Genomic DNA, 21,143 nt, shown 5'->3' with positions numbered 1-21,143 from the left:
GGGATACACCGTGGACCAGAAGCTAGTCGCCCGGCGCGTCCTTTGGGCTTGTGCCTTCGCATGGCTTGGGACTGGGTGCGGCCACGTGGTCTGGGCAAAGTCCGAATCGGCTAGCCTGGCCGCAAACCCGTGGCTGATGTGGATCCGTATGTTTTTGGCCTTGGGTGTTATTCTCGCGCTCGTGATGTTGAGCCTGCGTTGGCTGGGGCAGAAAGGCGGGGTGCCGGCCAAGGGTGCCATTGAGGTCTTGGCCGCCCGCCAGATTGCTCCTGGAAGGTTTGTGCAGGTCATTCAAGTCGAGAGCAAGCGGTATTTGATTGGGGTCGGGGAACAGGTTAGCCTGTTGGCCGATGTGACCGAAGACTATCCCGCGTGGGAGCCAGACCACACGGGCACCCGTCCCCAGCTGCAGTCGACTGCGTTAGTGGGGTCGACAAGCGCACGCTTGGCCGAGGCGATGCAGAGGATACGGTCGCAGAGGCCGTGGGATCGGGTTTGGCAGGAGAAGGACGGCGGCCACAGCGATGCGGCGACTATGGGAACACTGGCAGAGGCGAGCAAACCGAGTGCATTCTCGGAGGTTTTGTCGGAAGCGCGAGCCCGGACGGACGAGGAGGATGGGACATGAGCCGAAAAGGTCGCCTCCTGGGTCTTGGCTTCGCTGCGTGGGCAGCCGCGATGCTGGGCGGGATAAGCTGGGCGACTCCAGCGCAAGCGGCGACGGCAGCCCCCTTGCCGGGGATTCACCTCTCCATTGGTGCCGGGGGTTCGCCCGGGTCGGTCGAGGCGACGCTGCAGATTGTTGTTTTGCTGACTGTGTTGTCACTGGCACCGGCCATCTTGATTCTTATGACGTGTTTCACCCGCATCATCGTGGTTTTGTCGTTTACGCGTAATGCGCTGGCGCTCCAACAGACGCCGCCCAATCAGGTGCTCGTTGGGCTAGCGCTGTTCATCACTCTATTCGTGATGGAGCCGACGTTTTCGGCCGTGAATCAGCACGCGCTGCAGCCGTATCTGCATGGTCAAATTTCTCAGTCGACGGCGATTTCCCGTGCCGAACTGCCGTTCAAAGAGTTTATGGCGAAGCACACCCGAAACGCCGACTTAGAGCTGTTTTTGCAATACCGGCACATGGACAAGCCCAAGTCAGTTGCGAAGATTCCATTGTCGGCCTTGGTTCCGGCGTATACCATCAGCGAGTTAAAGACCGCGTTTGAAATGGGCTTTATGATTTATCTCCCGTTTCTTGTGATTGATTTGGTGGTTGCAACCACATTGATGTCGATGGGGATGATGATGCTGCCGCCGGTGATGATTTCTCTGCCGTTCAAGGTGCTTTTGTTCGTGATGGTGGATGGCTGGGACCTCATCGTCGGTTCGCTGCTGCACGGATACTCATAGTGGACCTTGGTTTGTAGCTGTGATCCACCCAGGGGGGTGCGCGATGGACGCCAATTTTATTTTGGGCTTGGGCCAGCAGGTCATCTGGCTGGTGATCAAGTTGACCGCTCCGATTCTGTTGTTTGGCTTAGGCATCGGATTGATTGTCAGCCTCTTTCAGGCGACCACGCAAATTCAGGAACAGACGTTGGCATTCATACCGAAAATCCTGGCGGTCATTGTGGCCTTGGCTCTGTTTGGACCGTTCATGTTGACGAGCGTGATTGAGTTTACCCGTTCGATTCTCGGAAATCTGATGTCGTTTGTGAGTTAAGATGTTGACTTATGCCATCTCGCATTATCCATCCGTATTCTTGGTGATGCTGCGCGTGGCCGCGTTCGTCGCGGCATCGCCGTTGATGTCGGTGCGGGCCTGGCCGCTGTTGGGGAAGGTCGGCTTGGTCGGGCTGGTCGCGCTGTGGGTTGCGCCCGAGGCTGGGGCGAGTTCGGCAAATCCGGTGGCTAATCCAGGTAGCTACGTCGTGCAAGCTCTCGCGGAGACCCTGACCGGGACGCTGCTCGGCTTTCTCGCCAGTTTGATTTTCTCGGCCATCACCATGGCTGGCCAGCTGTTTGATGTCCAGGTTGGCTTCAGCATGGCCACCTTATTTGACCAGACCCTCGCCGGCGGGAGTCAGACGGGCATCAGTGCCATGTTTTTGCAAGTCCTGTTCAGTCTTTACTTTGTGGCGGTGGACGGGCTGGACGGGCTCACTCTCTGCATTATGCAAAGCTATCACTATGTGAGGTTGGGCGCGTTCTCTCCGCCTCATTCTGCTTGGACCTTCCTTGTGCAAGTGCTGTCGATGACGATGGCGCTGGCGCTGCAGCTAGCGGCTCCCTTGCTTGTGGCTCTGTTGCTGACCGACATCACGTTCGCTTTGTTGACGCGGGCTGTACCCCAGATGAACGTGTTCGTGGTCGAGCTGCCCGTCAAGCTGTTGGTCGGCTTAGCCGTGCTCGCGGCGGTGATGCCCGCCATGGTCTACCTGTTTGGCCGCGTGTTTCAAGCCCTGTTTTCGGAGTTGAACGGCACGCTTCAGTGGTTGGGAGGGTAGGGTCGTGCTGGACCTCAATTTGCAGCGATTTGCCGGCGAAAAAACCGAGCGGGCGACGCCTACAAGAAGGCGTAAACTGCGCCGCGAAGGGCGCGTCGTGCGCAGCCCCGAGTTCGCTTCGGCCCTGGTCCTCATTGCCTCTCTGGCGGCGCTACGCGTATTCGGCCCAAACTTATGGAATCAGTGGCTGACCCTGATGCAGAACGATTTTCAACACGCGGCCGATGTGAGTTGGGCCGATGCCGATACCGCTTCGTTGTGTCGGCAGGCGCTTTGGGAGTTCATCCGGATGCTCGCCCCGTGGCTGGGAGTGGTGTTCGCCGTGGGCGGTGCCGCCGCGTTCGCTCAGGTAGGACCTGGATTTTGGCCCAAGCGTCTCCTTCCAGACCTGAAACGCGTCAATCCAGCCGCGGGCTTGAAGCGATTGTTCAGTATGCGGGCCGTCGTGGACGGCGTCAAATCTCTACTCAAACTGGCTGTAGTTGCCTTGGCCGCTTACGTCGGTCTGCGCGGGACCATCGCCGGGATCCCGAGTCTGAGCAACATCAATCCGGTGGCTTTGCCTGGTGTAGTCGGCCAGATGGTGTTTCGAGTGGCCATCCTCACCGGAGGCTTGATGCTGGTCATCGGTGCGCTCGACTATTTTTATCAGCGGTTTGATTTTGAACGCAGTATTCGCATGTCGCTGCAGGAGATTAGAGAGGAAATGAAGCACGAAGAGGGCGATCCGCTCATCAAATCGACCATTCGCAAGCGAGGACGGGCATTGGCGATGCAGCGGATGATGCAGGAGGTCCCGAAGGCAGATGTCGTTATCACCAACCCGACCCATTTCGCCGTGGCGCTCCGCTATGACGCGGCGACGATGCAGGCCCCATGTGTGACGGCCAAGGGTGCGGATGCACTTGCGTGGCGGATCCGCCAATTGGCACGAGACAACGGAGTGCCGGTGATAGAACAAAAACCGTTGGCACAGGCGTTGTATCGCACGGTTGACGTGGGTGAGGTCATTCCCGAGGAGCTGTATCAAGCGGTGGCCAAGGTGTTGGCCCAAGTGTATCGGATGCGCGATGAAAGGATGGCGGTCAGGTCGTGAAAAAACGGTCGGATGTTTTTGTGATGGCCGCTATTATCGGCATTGTGGCGATGATGGTTCTGCCCATCAACAAGACCTTGCTTGACCTGCTGCTCATCATCAATTTGTTCGTCTCCATCACGGTATTGTTGGTGGCGATGAATACCCGTGAGCCACTGGATTTCTCGGTGTTTCCGTCGCTCTTGTTGGTGACGACGCTGTACCGATTGGCGCTGAATGTGTCCTCCACGCGACTGATTCTGACTCAGGGCGACGCGGGTGAAGTGATTCATACCTTTGGCAATTTTGTCGTCCGTGGCAACTTGGTCGTTGGCTTTATCATTTTCCTGATCTTAGCCATCATCCAATTCATCGTGATTACGCGAGGGGCGGAGCGGGTGGCTGAGGTCGCGGCCCGCTTTACCCTGGATGCCATGCCTGGCAAACAAATTGCCATTGACGCCGATTTAAACGCAGGGCTCATCACGGAGGAGCAGGCGCGGCAGCGCCGTCAGGCCATCGAGCGCGAGGCGGATTTTTACGGAGCGATGGATGGCGCATCCAAATTCGTCAAAGGGGATGCCATTGCTTCTCTACTGATTGTCGCGGTCAATGTCGTCGGCGGTTTTATCATCGGTATGGCGATGAACCACATGAATTGGCAGCAGGCTGCCCAGACCTATACCCTGCTGTCGGTCGGTGACGGATTGGTCAGTCAGATTCCTGCCTTATTGCTCTCGACAGCGACCGGATTGATGGTGACACGCGCCGCTTCGGAAGCCAATCTGGGCGCCGACGTGATTGGACAGGTCTTCTCTACACCGCGGACGCTGTACATGGCGGGCGGGGCCATCCTGCTGCTCGGGTTGATCACGCCGATTGGCATCCTCCGTGCGTTGCCGGTCGGGCTCTTAGCCGGATTTCTGGGCTGGCGGCGGCAGCAGGAACAGACACGGGCGCAGGCTAAACGAGCCGAACAGGCTGTGCGCAGTCAACATGAGCAGACCAAGAAGCCGGAGAACGTGCTATCTTTGTTGACGGTGGAACCCATCGAGTTTGAATTTGGCTACGGTTTAATTCCCTTGGTGGATGCCAAACAGGGCGGTGACCTCTTGGAACGTGTCACTGCCATTCGCCGCCAATTGGCGTTGGAGTTGGGATTTGTCATTCCGACCGTACGCCTGCGTGACAACGTTCAGTTAAAACCGTCTCAGTATGTCATCAAGATTCGGGGGCTGGAGGTTGCCGGTTCCGAATTGCAAATGGGACACTGGTTGGCCATGAGCCCAGGCCCAGAGGACCCGAATGTTCACGGTATCGCGACGACCGAGCCGGCATTCGGGATGCCAGCCTTGTGGGTGAACAAGGACATGAAGCCTCGTGCCGAGGCGGCTGGCTACACGGTGGTCGACTTGCCGACCGTCATCGCCACCCATTTGACCGAGGTGCTGCGTCGCCACGCCCATGAGCTTTTGGGCAGACAGGAAGCGAAGGCGCTGCTCGATCACGTTCGCGAGAGCGCCCCCGCCTTGGTCGACGAGCTGGTGCCCGGGGTCTTAACCCTGGGACAGGTTCACAGGGTGCTGGTGAACCTGTTGCAAGAAAAGGTGTCTATTCGCGACCTCGTGACGATCTTAGAGACGCTAGCCGATGCCGCTCTGGTCTCGAAGGACCCAGACTTCCTTACGGAGCGGGTGCGTCAGGCGTTATCACGCCAGATTTGTCACCAGTTCCGCGCGCCAGGACAACCCTTGACAGTCATCACCTTGGCGCCAGGGATTGAAGAGCGTCTGCAGCAGTCTTTGGTCGTGCAGGAAGGGGCTTCGCAGATTGCGGTCGATCCGAATCTGGCGCAGCAGATTTACCGTCGTCTTCATGAGGAATCGCAGCGGTTGATGGCGATAGGGAAGACGCCGATCTTGCTGACGCATCCGCAACTGCGCCTGCCGGTTCGGCGTTGGCTGGCTCGCTTTTTGCCGGACTTAACCGTCTTGTCTTACAACGAACTGGACCCGGCCGTGGAAATTGAGAGCGGTGGGGTGGTGAATCTCTGATGATCGTAAAGCGTTATGTGGTCAACGAGATGCCGGAAGCCGTGCAACAAATTCGCCAGGACTTGGGTCCAGACGCGGTGATTTTGAGCAGCCGGCGGATTTACAGCCGCCGCTTTTGGGGCCTGATGAAGCGGTCACAGATTGAGGTGTTGGCGGCCGCAGGCGCGGAGCTGCCGCTGCAAAGTCATAGAGAGGTGGACGGCCTTGTCCGGCGGCTTGAGCGACATGGCGTGCGGATTCCAGACTTGTTGCGACCTGGGCTGACCTGGGCGGAGATTGAGCGTCTTCTCCAAACCCGTCTACGCGGGCAGGACGCCACTCCGCTTTCCGGCGACGCTCGAGTGGCCTTGTTCCTTGGCCCCACCGGTGTCGGCAAGACGACGACCATTGCCAAACTGGCCGCTTTACACGTGCTGGCCGGGAAACGGGTAGCCCTGATGACCACAGATACATTTCGCATTGCCGCTGTGGAACAGCTGCAAACGTACGCGCAGATTATGAACGCGCCGCTGGCTGTGGTGGATCATCTATCTGACCTACCGGATAAGCTGCAAGCCTTTGCTGGGTATGATCACGTGCTGATTGATACGGCCGGGCACAATCTGTTGGCGCCGCGGTATGTCCTGGAGATGAAACGTCTGTTGGCGCATGTCCATCCCGATGAGACGTACCTGGTCCTGAGCCTGACGGCGAAGGACGAGGACTTAGCGGCCGTCGCCCGGCAACTGGATGAGTTGGCCTATGACAAGTTTTTGTTCACCAAGTGGGATGAAACGAAGACGTACGGATCGGTATTCAATCTGTTATGGGCGTCTGGGCGTCCCCCGTCTTATGTCACCACGGGCCAAAATGTACCGGATGACATTTCGCTGGCTAAAATTGCCGACTGGCTGCGGTGGATGACATCGGAGGGACTGTCCGGATGACGGATCAGGCGGACCGTTTGCGCGACTTAATGCAGCAACATGACAGACACCGCCACTTGGACCGCCAGCAGCCCTCCTTACACCGCTTCGTCTGTGTGGACGGGCCGGGCGTGAACGTATCTCGGAGTTTTACGGGTGCATTTATCCCTGCGGTGCGGCGGTTGGTACAAGAATGGTCAGTGTCTGTCCCTCAATTGGAATGGGTCGAAGAGGACGAAGGACTGCCCCTTCTCAACCCATCACCGAGCGTGGGAGACGCGCTGGATGATGCCGTGGTCTGTATTCGGCCTGAGATAGATGAGCGGCTGTTGCTTTTTTGGCTGCGCAACTGGCGACCGTGGGCCGTCGCGAATCAACGTTGGCTGGTCGTGCAGGCATCGAGTGGGTTGCTGTCGGCAAGGTGGGCGGCCCATCGTCTGCAATCTTGTATTCAGAACGAGTGGGACGGTTTCACCCGTGTATTGGGCTACCTGTTCGGAACACCAGGGATGTCGCTGTTCCAAGCCTCGGTAGAGCAGATGGCCCGAAACTACGTACGCTTCGCGGCATCTGTCGATCCAAAGTCATGTCAGGGGGAATGAAGATGAGTGAGTTGCAAGCCGTGATGTTTCGTTTGGGCGAAGAACGCTTTGCCGTCGAAGCGCGGCAGGTGGTTTCGGTTGAACCTTACCAAGGCGTGCAGCGGGTGCCGGGAACACTGCCGTTCCTCCTTGGCGTCACGACTGTGCGAGGGGAGGTAATTCCAGTGTTCGACCTAGCGGTGCGCTTTGGCTATGCGGACGGACAGGGTGGACAGGAGGAAGGGGCATCCAAATTGATTGTGGTACGGACCGGAAAACACACGGTTGCCTTTGCGGTCGACGATGTGCTCGATGTCCTCAACCTGGAAGGTGACGCGTTGGTTCCTCCGCCTGACCTGGTCGGTGGGGTGGAAGCCCGGTATTTGGCTGGCATGGTTCCAGGGCGCGATGAAACCATCGTTCTTATGAACTTGGAACAGGTGCTCAGTGATGCGGAAATGGAACAGCTCCAGGCAGTGCGGGAGCGTGTTCGGGGATGACCTGCTTGCGCCTATCAGCCCAGCAGATAGACGCGCTGCGGGAAATTGGCAATATCGGGGCCAGCCACGCGGCGACCGCATTGTCGAAGCTGCTTGGCAGTCCCATCACGATGAAAATGCCGTCGGCCGAGGTGCGCGCGTTTCATGAAATTCCTGCGCGGGTTGGCGGTGAAGACACGGTGATGGCGGGCGTTTATATCCGGGTGGATGGAGATTTCGCGGCCAACTTCCTGTTTTTGATGCACCTTGAAAGCGCCAGCCGATTACTGTCCACGTTGGTTTCCGGTGCCGATAAGCCTGAATTGACATGGGATGAACTGGAGTTGTCCACGCTGGGTGAAGTGGCCAATATTCTGTGCGCTTCTTACATCACTGCGGTGACTAATTTGACACATCTGAATGCCCGTCCATCGGTTCCTGCGATGGCCGTGGATATGGCCGGGGCGATTTTGGACATCGCCTTACTGGATAGTGCGCCGTATGCGACCGAGGCTGTGTTGCTGCAAACCGAAATTCAACGCGGAAGTGAAGACATCGAAGGGCACCTGGTGCTCGTTCCCGATCTAGGGACAATGTCCGTTCTCCTGCAAGCGGTGGGGTGTGCGAACGGTGACGAGTGAGGACGCTCTCATCCAGCGTATTGGCATCGCCGAAGGCGCGGTGGTCCGTCGCCCCATCCGTTTACAGACGCTGGGCCTGGGGTCTTGCGTCGGTGTCGTGATTTATGATGAAACGGCTGGGATTGCGGGCATGGTGCACACGATGCTGCCGGCCGCGCCCGGGCCGCGAGGTGCGCGGCCGCAAAAATACGCAGATTTGGGGACGGAGTGGCTGATTCAAGCCGTCCTCTCTGCCGGCGGTCGGGCATCTTGTCTCAAAGCCAAGTTGGCGGGCGGAGCGCACATGTTCAAAGGACACCTGCAGTCGAAAGCGCTGAGCATCGGGGAACGGAATGTGGCCTCGATTCTCACCGTGTTATCGCAAGCCGGAATCCCAGTCGTTGGCGAGGATGTGGGGGGAACGGTGGGGCGAACCATCGAATTTGACACCGTGGCGTGCACCTTGTGGATTCGAACGCTGGCGGGGACGTATTTCATATAAAGTGGTGCGGATGGTGTTCCACCCGCGCCGCACCGCAAAATCTGAAATTGAATCTTCATCGCCGGATGAAGCGCCGGCTGTCGTCGGGAGGCGATGGAAAGTGCAATCTCTGCTGTGGGATTTACTGATGCTGCTGCTCTTAGCCGGACTTGGCTGGTTCTATGTCCGCCAACACCGACGTGCTAAGAAGATGGATCGTCCGCTCGGGGGGGCTGGATGGATGGCGGGGTTGTTGGACCCTCGTGGCATGAGCAGGGCCGGTCTGGACCCAGCACCGCAGACAAGCCGGGAGGTCGCGCCGAGTCTGGATGCCGAGGAAGAGGTCGAACAATTGGAGAAGGTTTTGGGAGAAATTTATGACGACGTGACCAAGCAGTTGCTTGAAATGCGCCGCTACGTAGAACAGCAGATGGATGAACTGCGCGCGGAGGTGCTGGCGTATGTCCAGACCGGTGAGGCGGCTGGCGGCAGTATGCCGGCGCAGGTGTCTCGAACGTCAGACGGTGAATCCTCTCGGTGCGGTGAACCCACTCTTGGCGGTGAACCTGCTTGGTGTGATGAAGCGACCGCATACCGCGTGCTGGACCTGCTTTATGCAGGGTGTTCGGACGAGGAGGCTGCGCTCCGTCTGGGGGTCACCCCGGAAGCGATTGCGCAGGTGCGCCAGCTGTTGCTCGCACCGGCCGTGGGTCCTACAAACTGAATTCGGTCATCCACAACATTGCCTTCACGCGGGAATTTATGATATATTCCTGTTCAGTGTGACGGCCCGCCAAGGGGCGGAGTACACACGTCTGTGGATCTGGGGTCGGTGCCGTTTTCAACGGTTCACTCTAGGGACGAAGCAGGCGGAGGATGAACCAAACAGGAGGTCTATTGAGCGTGGCTATTATTTCGATGAAACAACTGCTGGAAGCCGGCGTCCATTTTGGACACCAGACGCGTCGCTGGAACCCGAAGATGGCGAAGTACATCTTCACCGAGCGAAACGGAATTTACATTATTGACCTGCAGAAGACCGTCCGCAAAGTGGAAGAGGCGTACCACTTTGTCCGTGACCTCTCCGCGGAGGGCAAGAAGATCCTGTTTGTCGGTACGAAAAAGCAGGCTCAGGAAGCGGTCCGCGAAGAGGCGGAGCGGTGCGGCATGTACTATGTCAACCATCGTTGGCTGGGTGGCACGCTGACCAACTTTAAGACCATTCAGAAGCGGATTGCGCGTCTGCTCGAGATTGAGCGGATGGAAGCCGAGGGAACGTTTGACCTTTTACCGAAGAAGGAAGTCATTCTTCTGCGCAAGGAGCAGGAGCGGCTGGAAAAGTTTCTGGGTGGCATCAAGGGCATGACCGAACTGCCTGCGGCCATGTTCGTCATTGATCCACGGAAAGAGCGTATTGCGGTGTCGGAAGGTCGGAAACTGGGGATTCCGATTGTGGCGATTGTCGACACCAATTGCGATCCGGACGAGATTGACTACGTCATCCCCGGCAATGACGACGCCATTCGTGCGGTGCGGTTGTTGACCTCGAAAATTGCCGACGCCGTTTTGGAAGGAACGCCGCAAGAACCGGAAGAAGAGGAAGAAATCACAACCGCTTAATTGGAACTGGTATGTGGGTGCTGAGGGGATGGGGTGACGGGTGCTATCTGCCTCGTCACCCCATCGGTGTGTCAAGCATGCGCCTTCGATACAAGCAGCTGGACAGCATACGAGGAGGGGTTTTGATGGCAACTGTAACAAGCCAGATGGTCAAGGAGCTGCGCGAGCGCACGGGTGCGGGTATGATGGACTGCAAGAAGGCCCTGACCGAAGCGGACGGCAATATGGAGCGCGCGATTGAGATTTTGCGCGAAAAGGGATTGGCGTCTGCGGCCAAGAAGGCTGGGCGAGTGGCTGCCGAAGGATTGGTAGAGGCGTACATACACGGCGGCGGACGGATTGGCGTTCTGGTCGAAGTCAACTGTGAGACCGACTTTGTCGCGAAGAACGCCGATTTCCGCACCTTTGTCCGGGACGTGGCGATGCATATTGCGGCCAGCAACCCGTTATACGTCCGGCGGGAAGAAGTGCCACAGGAGGTCATTGCCAAGGAACGGGAGATTGTCCGTGCCCAGACATTGAATGAAGGCAAGCCCGAGCACATTGTCGACCGCATTGTCGACGGGCGGATCGATAAGTATTTGAAAGAAATTTGCCTGTTGGAACAGCCGTTTGTCAAAGACCCCGATAAAACGATTGAACAACTGGTGAAGGAAAAGATTGCGCAAATCGGCGAAAACATTTCGATTCGCCGTTTCTCTCGGTTTGTGGTCGGCGAGGGGATTGAGAAAGAAGAGAAAGACTTCGTTCAGGAAGTTATGGAACAAGTACGGAAGTGAGTCGGCGTCGGGAACACCAAGCGTGTTCCCTTTGCATATCGGTGTCAGGGTGGTTCTGGCGGCGTAGGATGGAACGGGGGTAGGTCGATGGCGACGCCGAAATACAGGCGGGTCGTGTTAAAGCTGAGTGGTGAGGCACTGGCTGGCGAACAAGGTTTTGGGATCGATCCGAACGTCATCCAGCGGATTGCGGAACAAATTCGTGAGGTGGTCGAGCTCAAGGTCCAAGTCGCCGTGGTGGTTGGCGGGGGCAATATCTGGCGCGGTGTTTCCGGAAGCCAACAGGGGATGGACCGAGCGACGGCCGACTACATGGGGATGCTGGCCACGGTACTGAACGCATTGGCCTTGCAAGACGCGTTGGAAAAGTTGGACGTCGATACGCGCGTACAGACTTCCGTGGAAATGCGTCAAGTCGCAGAACCGTACATTCGCCGTCGGGCTATCCGTCACCTAGAAAAAGGGCGGGTCGTAATTTTTGCGGGTGGAACCGGCAACCCGTTTTTCTCCACCGATACGACAGCGGCACTCCGCGCTGCGGAAATTGAAGCTGAGGTTATCTTGATGGCGAAAAACGGAGTGGACGGGGTATACAGCGCAGACCCACGACGTGACCCGGATGCGGTAAAATATGATGAGTTGGAATTCTTCGAAGTGCTGCGTCAGGGATTGGGTGTCATGGATTCGACCGCGACATCCCTGTGCATGGATAATGACATCCCGCTGTTGGTATTCGCACTCGGGGAGACGGGGAACATCCGTCGAGCCGTTCTGGGCGAACCAATAGGGACCATCGTGAGGGGGAAGACGCGTGCTTGAAGAGATTGTGAAATCGGCGCAGGACCGCATGCAGAAGGCGATTGAGGCGCTGCGGCGGGATTTGGCCACCGTCCGTGCTGGACGCGCTACGCCAGCGATGCTCGATAAGGTGATGGTCGAGTATTACGGGACACAGATGCCGGTCAACCAAGTATCCACCGTCTCAGTTCCGGAGCCGCGGCAGTTGTTGATTACGCCTTGGGATAAAGGCATGCTGTCGGAGATTGAGAAGGCGATTCAAAAGTCGGATTTAGGCTTAAACCCGATGAATGACGGTTCGGTGATTCGACTCGTCATTCCGCCGCTGACCGATGAGAGGCGGCAGGAGCTGGCCAAAGTGGTGCGGAGGATGGCGGAAGAGGCGCGAATCGCGATTCGCAACGTGCGCCGGGACGCAAACGATGAGTTAAAACGCACCGAGAAGGCGGGAGATGTCTCCGAAGACGAGGTGCGCCGCGGCATGGATAAAATCCAGCAGCTCACGGATAAGTTTGTGGGCGAAGTCGACAAGATGCTCGAAGTTAAAGAACGCGAGTTGAAAGAAATCTGATCGCTTTGACGAGTGCATCCGGGAGAGCGGCGGGAGCATGAAAGGGGACGCGGTGTTCGGCGTGATTCGACGATGGTTCCGCGGGGCGAGGCGGGGGCAGCAGGATGGGTCCGTCCCGACCCAAAACTTACCGCGGCATGTCGCCATCATCATGGATGGCAATGGTCGTTGGGCACGACGGCGCGGACTTCCCCGGGCTGCAGGCCACCACGCGGGTATGTTGGCCATGCGTGAGGTCATCCGCGCCTGTGACGACGCTGGCATTGAGTGTCTGACATTGTACGCGTTCTCGACCGAGAATTGGAAGCGGCCAGAGAGTGAAGTAGAATATTTAATGCGCCTGCCTGAGGAGTTTTTCCGTACTGAGATTGACGAATTGGTCGAGCGCGGCGTGCGGGTTCGGTTTATTGGCGACGTGGATAAGCTGCCTCCGTATACCCGGGATACGGTAGATCGGACCTTGTCGCGGACTCGCGAAGGTACGGGAATGACGGTCACGTTTGCGCTCAACTACGGTGGGCGTGCGGATGTTTTAGGGGCGGTTCATCGCGTGGCGAACGCCATTCGCCAAGGTCAGTTGACATGGGACGACCTCGATGAAGCCTCCTTTGCCGAATTCCTCGACACCGCCGGGCTGCCAGATCCAGACCTGATTATCCGCACGAGCGGCGAAAAGCGGCTCAGCAATTTTCTGATTTGGCAGGCGGCATACGCAGAATTTTGGTTTACAGACGTATTATGGCCCGATTTTGGCCGTCGGGAATTGTTTGAGGCCTTGACGGACTATGGTCGACGCAAACGCCGCTTCGGCGGTTTGAAGTAGGTGAATGAATGTTCAAGCAACGGGTCGTGACTGCAGCGGTCGGAATTCTCATCGTGATCGCGCTTATCGCCTGGGGGTATTTACCCTGGCGGGTCACGGTCTGGTTGGCCACGCTGTTGTGTGCTGCCGAGTTCACCGGCATGCTGGGTGGACGATGGTACGGTCCGTTGGCGGTATTCGGCTACGTCCTCGTGAGCCTTGTCGAATGGAGCCCAGTTTGGCACAGCGTATATATGCTTGAAGGTATGCTCGCGGTCACCTTGTTGTTTCCGGTGGCGACTCGGAACCGGGTCACCCTTGCCCAGGCTGCGAGCGCGTGGGCGGGGGCTTTATACATAGGATACGGCGGCCAGAGTTTGGCGGCCTTTCGCGGTTTAACGGACGGGTGGTTGTGGCTCTGGCTGTTGCTGATTGGTATTTGGATGACGGATACCATGGCCTACGTGGTCGGAAGGCGAGTCGGCGGGCCTAAGCTTTGGCCGGCTATCAGCCCGGCCAAGACGCTCAGTGGAGCAGCTGCAGGGGTGATTGGCTCTATTCTGGGCGTGGTCGTCTTTACGCTCATTGTCCGGCCGGGCGCCAACATTTGGGCATCCATTCTGCTTGGCGCAGTGATTTCGGTCACGGGCCAACTCGGCGACCTCATCGAATCGGCATACAAACGCTCTGCGGGCGTGAAAGATTCGGGACGGTTGTTGCCTGGTCATGGTGGTCTGCTCGATCGGGTCGACAGCCTGATCTTCGCTGCTCCGTTTGCGCTTTTTTTGATCTTGCAATTCCCTAATTGGTATCAATAGTCGTCGGCTTACGGACATCCCGGCAGGTGCTTTCCACAACGACCGAATAGGGAGGCAGAACAGATGGGTGAGTACATCACCATTTTGGGGTCTACGGGCGTCATCGGTCGACTGACCCTAGAGGTTCTCGAGTCCCTGGAGCCCGCGTTTCAGGTGCGGGCGTTGGCAGCCGGACGAAATGTGGATCGACTAGCTGAACAGGTGCAAAAGTGGCGGCCAGAAATCGTATCCGTGGCAGACGATGAGGCGGGGCATGAGCTTATCGGTCGCTTACGCGGGATGAGTCCCTTGCCTACGGTCGTGGTGGGAGATGACGGTCTCAAGGAAGTGGCGAGTGCCGATGCCAACGTGGTTGTGTCCGCTATCGTGGGCGCAAAGGGTCTTGTGCCGACGTGGATTGCACTGGCCCGTGGGGCGAAGTTGGCGCTGGCGAACAAGGAGACGCTGGTGGCGGCGGGGGACCTTGTCATCCCGCATGCCGCCCGACATGCTGCGACGATTGTGCCGGTCGATAGCGAACACGCAGCCGTCCACCAGTGTTTGCGATCCGGACGCGACGCTGAACTTGCGCACATTTGGCTGACCGCGTCGGGCGGTCCGTTTCGCACATGGGAGCGTGATCGGATGCGTACGGTCCGGGTAGAGGACGCGCTTGCACATCCGAATTGGTCGATGGGTAAAAAAATCACCGTCGACTCGGCGACCTTGATGAACAAAGGCCTCGAGGTGATTGAAGCGCATCATTTGTTCGCCGTGTCGTATGATAAGATTAAGGTGGTTGTACATCCTCAGAGTATCATTCATTCTTTGGTTGAATTCTGTGATGGGTCGATGGTGGCGCAGATGGGCCCCGCCGATATGCGAATGCCCATCCAGTACGCGTTGACGTATCCGGAGCGAAAGACCTCCGTTTGGCCCCGATTGAACCTGATGGAGTGCGGACCGCTGTCTTTTGAAAGCCCAGATTGGCATCGGTTTCCGAGTCTGCGGTTGGCGTACGAAGCAGGCCGCTCCGGCGGGCTTGCCCCTTGTATTTTGAACGCGGCGAACGAAGTCGCTGTGGCCGCCTTCCTGGCCGGGCGCATCTCCTTTTTGGAGATTCCTGAGCTGGTGGAACGGGTGCTAGACGCGGAACCTGCGGGTACGGCGTCCAGCCTGGAGGAGGTGCTCGAGGCGGATGCGCGTGCGCGGGTGAGGGCGAGCGCGCTGGTCGAGAGGAGTGAATGACTCTGTTGAGCGCTGCGATGCTGATGACGTTTCTCAAGTCGGCGGTCGCGATTGTCCTGGTCTTCCTGGTCTGCATTGTCCTGCATGAGTTCGGTCATTTCATTGTCGCGAAACGGTGCGGAGTTGCCGTTCCGCAATTTGCGGTGGGGTTTGGAACCAAACTGTTCAAATGGCACTGGGGAGACACGGAGTTCTCTGTGCGTTTATGGCCATTGGGTGGGTTGGTCCAGTTGGCGGGAGAGGTCCCGCAGGACGCCTTGTTTCGCAAAGGTGAGGAAATCGCGTTTCGCTTGGACAATTATGGCTGGATCGCGCAGCTGGGAAGCCCAAAAGACGTGCGCGGAGGGCAGGTCGGTGTGTTGCGTGAACTCGACCTCGTGGACCGCATGCAGATGACCATTGAGACGCACGGAGACATCCGGACCTACCAAGTCCGTCCCTATGCGGAATTACAGACCAGTCCTCGCAATTCCATTCCCTTGGTGGAAAAACACGAGCAGATGCTTGGCCGGCCGTTATGGCAGCGGGCCGCCATCATCTTGGCCGGACCGGTGATGAACTTTCTCTTGGCTGGGGTGCTCTTTGCCGCGTACTATACCCACACCGGAATTCTGGTCAATCAACCCACGCTTGGACCGATTGTCGCCGGTTCGCCGGCGCAGGCAGCTGGCTTGAAGCAGGGGGACCGGGTGATACGGATTAATGGCCACCCGGTGACTTCTTGGGTGGACATGGTCGAGGATATTCAATCCGATCCAGGCCATCCACCCCAGCCAATACGGATGGAGGTCGTGCGGAACGGACAGCCGCACGTCATCGTGGTGCACCCTCAACTATCCAGTACGGGGGTGCCGCAAATCGGCGTGAATAATCCAGTCACGCATAACCCGATAAAGACCGTGGCCAGCGGCTTCTCCGCCGTTTACTTTGGCTCGGTCAACATGCTCTCCGCGTTAGGCAATGTGTTTGTCCACCATCAGTTTCAAGACCTGGCTGGGCCGGTGGGCATTGCCGACGTCATCAGTCAACAGGCCCAGAACGGTTTTTGGCAGGTTGTGATGATTGCCGGGCTGCTCAGTTTGAATCTGGGGCTGTTTAACCTGTTGCCTATTCCAGCCTTGGACGGCGGCCGTTTGTTGTTTATGCTGATTGAGGCCGTGCGAGGGCGCGCCATTGACCCGAACAAAGAGGGTCTGGTGCACTTGGTCGGTTTTGCTCTACTGATGTTGTTTGCGGTGGTTATTACCTATCGAGATGTCACTCGATTGTTTTAGAGGTGGTCTGGCGAGGGGGCGTTGGGGGCTATCTCCCAACCTGAAAGGCGACCAGGCGCCCCGCCGGACACGCACTTTTATGCGAGCGCGAAGTTGGAGGAACGGATATGAACGAAACGCAATATGCACTCGCGGAACCGGTCAATCCAGACGATGGCGTCCAACTCCCTCTTACGGGGGTCGAGCAGGTCCAGCTGCACCTGAAAGCAAAGCGTTTGGTCGTTCGCCCGCTCCCTCCTTTTCCGCAAGGACCAGAATCTCCTTCACACACTTCGGATGACGTTGAGGGACTGTATCGCCAGGCGGTCGAGTCTCTGCAGAATTATCGCTCGATTCGCCAGGTCTGTCAGAAGGTGTTCGGATCAAAAGCGGAGTTTCAGTTTGTACCCCCCTTATGGCAACGCACGCCCACCCGGGCAGAATGCTTCGCGATGATAGAAGCCTTATTGGATGCCTATACCGAGGCCGAGCCGGTGGCGGGAAATCTGTTCAAACGCGCGGAAAAGGAGTTGGGACCGTCCAGCGAAGACCCTTCCTGCATCACAGCGACCTTCTTGCTGGAGAGTGACTCGATTCGCGACCAGCTGCAGCGAAAAAAGGCGTCTGCCTGGATGGAGAAGTGGGCGGAGCAGGCCTTTGGGATCAAGGTCGTAGTACACATGCAGGTGGCCGATGACGCCGATGAAAGGGCGGAACAACTGCGACGTGAGCTGTTGGAGCGGGAGCGGCAGGAAGTCGTGGAAATTGCGCGGCGAGAGCAGCAAGCCGCGGAAAGTCGCCCTCCTGTCGTAGAGGAGACGCGTAGGGAGACGAGCGGGTCTTGGCGGAATCGGCGCGATGAAGAGCCGATACCTGAACTGACCATCGGCAAGGCGGAGCCTGACGGGCCTGTCAGTTCGATACGGGACATTGTCGATGAGATGCGAAGAGTGGTCGTGGAAGGCCGCGTGTTTAAACTGGAGACCAGGATGTTGCCCAGCGGCCGAAAACTCTATCAATTCAACTTGACGGATGAGGAGGATTCAATTACCGCCAAGTATTTCACGAATTCGCAGCGGCAAATCGAAGCCTTGGACCCGCTTAAAGACGGGTGCTACGTCCGCGTATCCGGAGCGGTTCAGTTTGATCCCTATCAAAAGGAACTTGTTTTGATGATTCATGGGATGCGGCCGGCAACCCCGCCAAAACGGTTGGACACAGCAGACGAGAAGCGGGTGGAACTGCACCTGCACACACCGATGTCTGCCTTGGACGCGGTGACGCCGCTGGGGCGCCTCATTGCCCAGGCAGCCGAGTGGGGGCATCCGGCCATTGCCGTAACGGATCACGGCGGTGTGCAGGCGTTCCCGGAAGCCTTTGAACTTGGTAAGAAGCATGGCATCAAAGTGCTCTTAGGCGTTGAGGCGTATGTGGTCGATGACGGTACGCCCATCGTCTACCGGCCTGCTCCGGTGGAACTGAGCAATGAGACGACATACGTGGTCTTCGACACAGAGACCACGGGTCTGAATGCGCGTGAAGACACGCTCATTGAGATTTCCGGTGTTAAGGTGGCTGGCGGCAAGATCGTCGACACGTTTACGACCTTGGTCGATCCGGAGCGGCGTCTGTCGGCGAAAATCACGGAGTTGACCGGGATTTCTCAAGATATGCTGGAAGGACAGCCGAAGCTGGCTGAGGCGCTGAGCCGATTTCGAGATTTTGTCGGCGATGCCGTGTTGGTTGCCCATAACGCTGAGTTTGATGTCGGTTTCTTGCATCAGTGCGCGAAGCGCATTGACATGGAAGACTGGTCGCAGCCGGTCGTCGATACCCTTGCCCTGGCACGCCTGTTGTATCCGGGTGAGAAAAACTACAAGCTGAAGACGCTGACGCAAAAGTTTCGGATTGAACTGGTGAATCACCACCGTGCGCTTGCGGACTCCGAGGCGACGGCCAAGCTGTTCCTACATATGCTTGAAGATTTGCGACGCCGGGAAATCCTTGACCTGCAGGCGCTCAATCAGCTATCGGGAGACATCGATGTGACCCGCGTGCGACCGTTTCACGCGACCATTCTCGTGGTCAACCAGCTGGGATTGCGCAACCTGTATGAGCTGGTCTCGCTGGCCCATACCAAATATTTATACCGGACACCGCGCATCCCGCGCAGCGAACTGGTTCGATTGCGCGAGGGGCTCCTCGTCGGAACCGCGTGTCAGCGCGGGGAGCTGATTGAAGCGTTTCTGCGCGGAAAGTCGCTGGAGGAAATCGAAGAGATCTGCGAATTCTACGACTTCCTCGAGATTCAGCCGCCCAGCCACTACGAAAATCTGGTCCGCGACGAGACGCTGCAAGGGCTTCAGAGCATCCGTGACATTCACAGGCAGATTGTGGAGTTGGGGAAGCGTCTGAACAAACCGGTGGTGGCTACTGGCGACGTGCACTTTTTGAACCCGAAGGACGCCGTGTTTCGCGAGGTGTTCTTGCAGTCCCAGCACGGCTCCCACGATGCGAAGTCCGCGCCGCTGTTCTTTCGCACTACAGACGAGATGCTCAGCGACTTTGCGCACCTGGACGAAGAAGACCGACGCCGAGTGGTCATTGACAACCCGCGCGCCATCGCCGATACCTGTGAAGTCGTCCAGCCGATACCGGACGACCTATTCACACCGATCATCGACGGGGCCGAGGACGAAATTCGGAATATGGCCTATGAAAAGGCAAAAAGATGGTATGGGGATCCATTGCCGGAGCTTGTCGAGAAGCGTTTGGAAAAAGAACTGAACTCCATCATTAGCAACGGGTTTGCCGTCATTTATTTGATTGCCCATAAACTGGTCACGAAGTCTCTGTCGGACGGCTATCTGGTCGGGAGTCGGGGTTCCGTCGGGAGTTCGTTTGTCGCCACGATGACGGACATCACGGAGGTGAATCCGTTGCCTCCGCATTACCGGTGTCCAGAATGCCAATTCAGTGAATTTATCACCGACGGCAGTGTAGGGTCTGGGTTCGACTTGCCCGCCAAGGACTGCCCCCGCTGCGGGACGGCCATGGTGAAGGACGGTCAGGACATTCCGTTTGAAACGTTCCTCGGCTTTAACGGCGATAAGGTCCCGGATATTGACCTGAACTTCTCGGGGGAATACCAGCCGCGGGCCCATCGCTATACTGAAGAGCTGTTCGGGAAAGACCATGTCTTTCGCGCAGGCACCATCTCTGCCGTGGCGGAAAAGACAGCCTATGGTTATGTACGCAAGTTTGCGGAAGAACGGGGGTTAAACCTCCGCAACGCCGAAATCGAGCGCCTGGTCGAAGGCTGCACGGGCGTCAAACGGACGACCGGTCAGCACCCGGGGGGACAGGTAGTGGTTCCCCGTCACGAAACCATCTATCACTTTACGCCCGTTCAGTATCCGGCCGATGATAAGTCCGCGGGGACGTTGACTACCCATTTTGATTATCACTCTGGGTTGGAACGTTGCCTGCTGAAGTTGGATATCCTTGGCCACGACGATCCGACGGTGATTCGCATGCTGCAGGATCTGACGGGCGTCGACCCGAAAACCATCCCCTTGGACGATCCGGACGTGTTGGCGTTGTTTCGCGGCACGGAAAGCCTCGGCGTACGGCCCGAGGACATTCGTTCGAGCACCGGGACGTACGCGATTCCTGAGTTTGGGACAAAGTTCGTCCGGCAGATGCTGGAGGACACGCGGCCGACCACCTTTTCCGAACTCGTTCGCATCTCGGGTCTGTCTCACGGCACCGATGTCTGGCTGAATAACGCGCAGGACCTTATACGCGCCGGGACCGCCACCCTGTCTGAGGTGATTTGCGCCCGTGACGACATCATGGTCTATCTCATCTATAAAGGACTCGAGCCGGCGCGCGCTTTCAAAATCATGGAGTCGATACGTAAAGGAAAAGGTGTCAAAGAAGAGGACGCGGAATATATGCGGGAGCACGGAGTGCCGGAGTGGTATATTGAATCCGGCCGCAAGATTAAGTACATGTTCCCAAAGGCTCACGCTGCGGCATACGTCCTGATGGCGGTCCGTATTGCCTGGTTTAAGGTGCATCATCCGCTTGCGTTTTATGCCACCTATTTCACGGTCCGGGCGGATGACTTTGACGTGGAACTGATGGTGCGCGGGAAAGACGCCATTCGCAAACGGATCGAAGAATTGGAGGCCAAAGGCAATGCGGCTTCGGCAAAGGAGAAAAGTCTGCTCACCGTACTCGAGGTTGCGCTTGAAATGACGGTGCGTGGCTTTCGCTTCCTTCCTATCGATTTGTATCAATCCCACGCCACCCAGTTTCGTATTATGGAGGCGGAGAAAGCTTTGCTGCCACCGTTTGCGGCCATCCAAGGGGTCGGTGAAAGCGCCGCGAAGAGTCTCTACGAAGCCTGCCAAGCTGGTCCCTTCTTGTCCATCGAAGACCTGCAGGCACGGAGCAAAGTATCGCGAGCCGTAGTGGACATTTTGGATGGGTTGGGGTGCTTAGCGTCGCTGCCGGAAACCAACCAGCTTTCGCTGTTTTAATTGGCTGTTTTCGTATGTGTCCGGAAAGGAGT

The 21,143-nt window shown here is 57.6% G+C and carries 21 protein-coding genes; all 21 read left to right on the top strand.

Annotation, left to right across the window (positions count from 1 at the left end):
* Positions 1–10 precede the first annotated feature (10 nt).
* Complete coding sequence (locus H522_RS20520) at positions 11–628, top strand: FliO/MopB family protein (RefSeq protein WP_051344109.1); 618 nt, start codon at positions 11–13, stop codon at positions 626–628.
* A 50-nt stretch (positions 629–678) separates the two neighbouring features.
* Entirely contained in the window at positions 679–1,404 is a 726-nt protein-coding gene (gene fliP, locus H522_RS0109225) for a flagellar type III secretion system pore protein FliP (RefSeq protein WP_035453320.1), read from the top strand.
* A gap of 43 nt (positions 1,405–1,447) precedes the next feature.
* On the top strand, positions 1,448–1,717 hold the full coding sequence (gene fliQ / locus H522_RS0109220; protein WP_026962086.1) for a flagellar biosynthesis protein FliQ: 270 nt from the start codon (positions 1,448–1,450) through the stop codon (positions 1,715–1,717).
* 4 nt (positions 1,718–1,721) lie between these two features.
* Entirely contained in the window at positions 1,722–2,501 is a 780-nt protein-coding gene (gene fliR / locus H522_RS0109215) for a flagellar biosynthetic protein FliR (protein WP_245578068.1), read from the top strand.
* Positions 2,502–2,505: 4 nt separating this feature from the next.
* Positions 2,506–3,597 (top strand): flagellar biosynthesis protein FlhB, encoded by a 1,092-nt coding sequence (flhB, locus tag H522_RS0109210; protein WP_026962084.1) that lies wholly within the window; start codon positions 2,506–2,508, stop codon positions 3,595–3,597.
* Positions 3,594–5,630 carry a flagellar biosynthesis protein FlhA gene (flhA, locus tag H522_RS0109205; RefSeq protein WP_026962083.1) on the top strand — a complete coding sequence of 679 codons (2,037 nt, stop codon included), beginning with the start codon at positions 3,594–3,596 and terminating at the stop codon, positions 5,628–5,630. Before flhB ends, flhA begins: the two co-directional genes overlap by 4 nt.
* The gene (locus tag H522_RS0109200) at positions 5,630–6,556 is read left to right on the top strand and encodes a flagellar biosynthesis protein FlhF (protein WP_026962082.1); all 927 of its coding nucleotides are present in this window, start codon (positions 5,630–5,632) and stop codon (positions 6,554–6,556) included. Before flhA ends, H522_RS0109200 begins: the two co-directional genes overlap by 1 nt.
* Complete coding sequence (locus tag H522_RS0109195) at positions 6,553–7,137, top strand: hypothetical protein (protein WP_026962081.1); 585 nt, start codon at positions 6,553–6,555, stop codon at positions 7,135–7,137. Before H522_RS0109200 ends, H522_RS0109195 begins: the two co-directional genes overlap by 4 nt.
* Before the next feature lie 2 nt (positions 7,138–7,139).
* The gene (locus H522_RS0109190; RefSeq protein ID WP_051344107.1) at positions 7,140–7,616 is read left to right on the top strand and encodes a chemotaxis protein CheW; all 477 of its coding nucleotides are present in this window, start codon (positions 7,140–7,142) and stop codon (positions 7,614–7,616) included.
* Entirely contained in the window at positions 7,613–8,236 is a 624-nt protein-coding gene (locus H522_RS0109185; protein WP_026962079.1) for a chemotaxis protein CheC, read from the top strand. The genes H522_RS0109190 and H522_RS0109185 overlap by 4 nt, the downstream gene beginning before the upstream one ends.
* Positions 8,226–8,717, top strand: a complete 492-nt coding sequence (locus H522_RS0109180) for a chemotaxis protein CheD (protein WP_026962078.1) — start codon at positions 8,226–8,228, stop codon at positions 8,715–8,717. Before H522_RS0109185 ends, H522_RS0109180 begins: the two co-directional genes overlap by 11 nt.
* A gap of 100 nt (positions 8,718–8,817) precedes the next feature.
* Positions 8,818–9,420, top strand: a complete 603-nt coding sequence (locus H522_RS0109175) for a hypothetical protein (RefSeq protein ID WP_026962077.1) — start codon at positions 8,818–8,820, stop codon at positions 9,418–9,420.
* 179 nt (positions 9,421–9,599) lie between these two features.
* Positions 9,600–10,316: a 30S ribosomal protein S2 gene (gene rpsB, locus H522_RS0109170; protein WP_026962076.1), complete on the top strand. Its 717-nt coding sequence runs from the start codon at positions 9,600–9,602 to the stop codon at positions 10,314–10,316.
* 125 nt (positions 10,317–10,441) lie between these two features.
* The gene (tsf, locus tag H522_RS0109165) at positions 10,442–11,095 is read left to right on the top strand and encodes a translation elongation factor Ts (RefSeq protein ID WP_026962075.1); all 654 of its coding nucleotides are present in this window, start codon (positions 10,442–10,444) and stop codon (positions 11,093–11,095) included.
* A gap of 87 nt (positions 11,096–11,182) precedes the next feature.
* Positions 11,183–11,914 carry a UMP kinase gene (gene pyrH, locus H522_RS0109160; RefSeq protein ID WP_026962074.1) on the top strand — a complete coding sequence of 244 codons (732 nt, stop codon included), beginning with the start codon at positions 11,183–11,185 and terminating at the stop codon, positions 11,912–11,914.
* Positions 11,907–12,464, top strand: coding sequence for a ribosome recycling factor (gene frr, locus H522_RS0109155; RefSeq protein ID WP_026962073.1), 558 nt, complete (start codon positions 11,907–11,909; stop codon positions 12,462–12,464). The genes pyrH and frr overlap by 8 nt, the downstream gene beginning before the upstream one ends.
* A gap of 37 nt (positions 12,465–12,501) precedes the next feature.
* Complete coding sequence (locus H522_RS0109150; protein WP_081412014.1) at positions 12,502–13,287, top strand: undecaprenyl pyrophosphate synthase; 786 nt, start codon at positions 12,502–12,504, stop codon at positions 13,285–13,287.
* Positions 13,288–13,295: 8 nt separating this feature from the next.
* Entirely contained in the window at positions 13,296–14,084 is a 789-nt protein-coding gene (locus H522_RS0109145) for a phosphatidate cytidylyltransferase (protein WP_026962071.1), read from the top strand.
* Between the two features lie 63 nt (positions 14,085–14,147).
* Positions 14,148–15,311 (top strand): 1-deoxy-D-xylulose-5-phosphate reductoisomerase, encoded by a 1,164-nt coding sequence (locus H522_RS0109140; protein WP_026962070.1) that lies wholly within the window; start codon positions 14,148–14,150, stop codon positions 15,309–15,311.
* Positions 15,308–16,585, top strand: coding sequence for a M50 family metallopeptidase (locus H522_RS0109135; protein ID WP_026962069.1), 1,278 nt, complete (start codon positions 15,308–15,310; stop codon positions 16,583–16,585). The genes H522_RS0109140 and H522_RS0109135 overlap by 4 nt, the downstream gene beginning before the upstream one ends.
* A gap of 107 nt (positions 16,586–16,692) precedes the next feature.
* The gene (locus tag H522_RS18585) at positions 16,693–21,111 is read left to right on the top strand and encodes a PolC-type DNA polymerase III (RefSeq protein WP_051344106.1); all 4,419 of its coding nucleotides are present in this window, start codon (positions 16,693–16,695) and stop codon (positions 21,109–21,111) included.
* Positions 21,112–21,143: the final 32 nt, after the last annotated feature.

The organism is Alicyclobacillus herbarius DSM 13609 (assembly GCF_000430585.1).
GTDB classification, from domain to species: domain Bacteria; phylum Bacillota; class Bacilli; order Alicyclobacillales; family Alicyclobacillaceae; genus Alicyclobacillus_G; species Alicyclobacillus_G herbarius.
The sequence above is the reverse complement of the archived record's forward strand: the minus strand, read 5'-3'. Positions and strand labels throughout refer to the sequence as shown.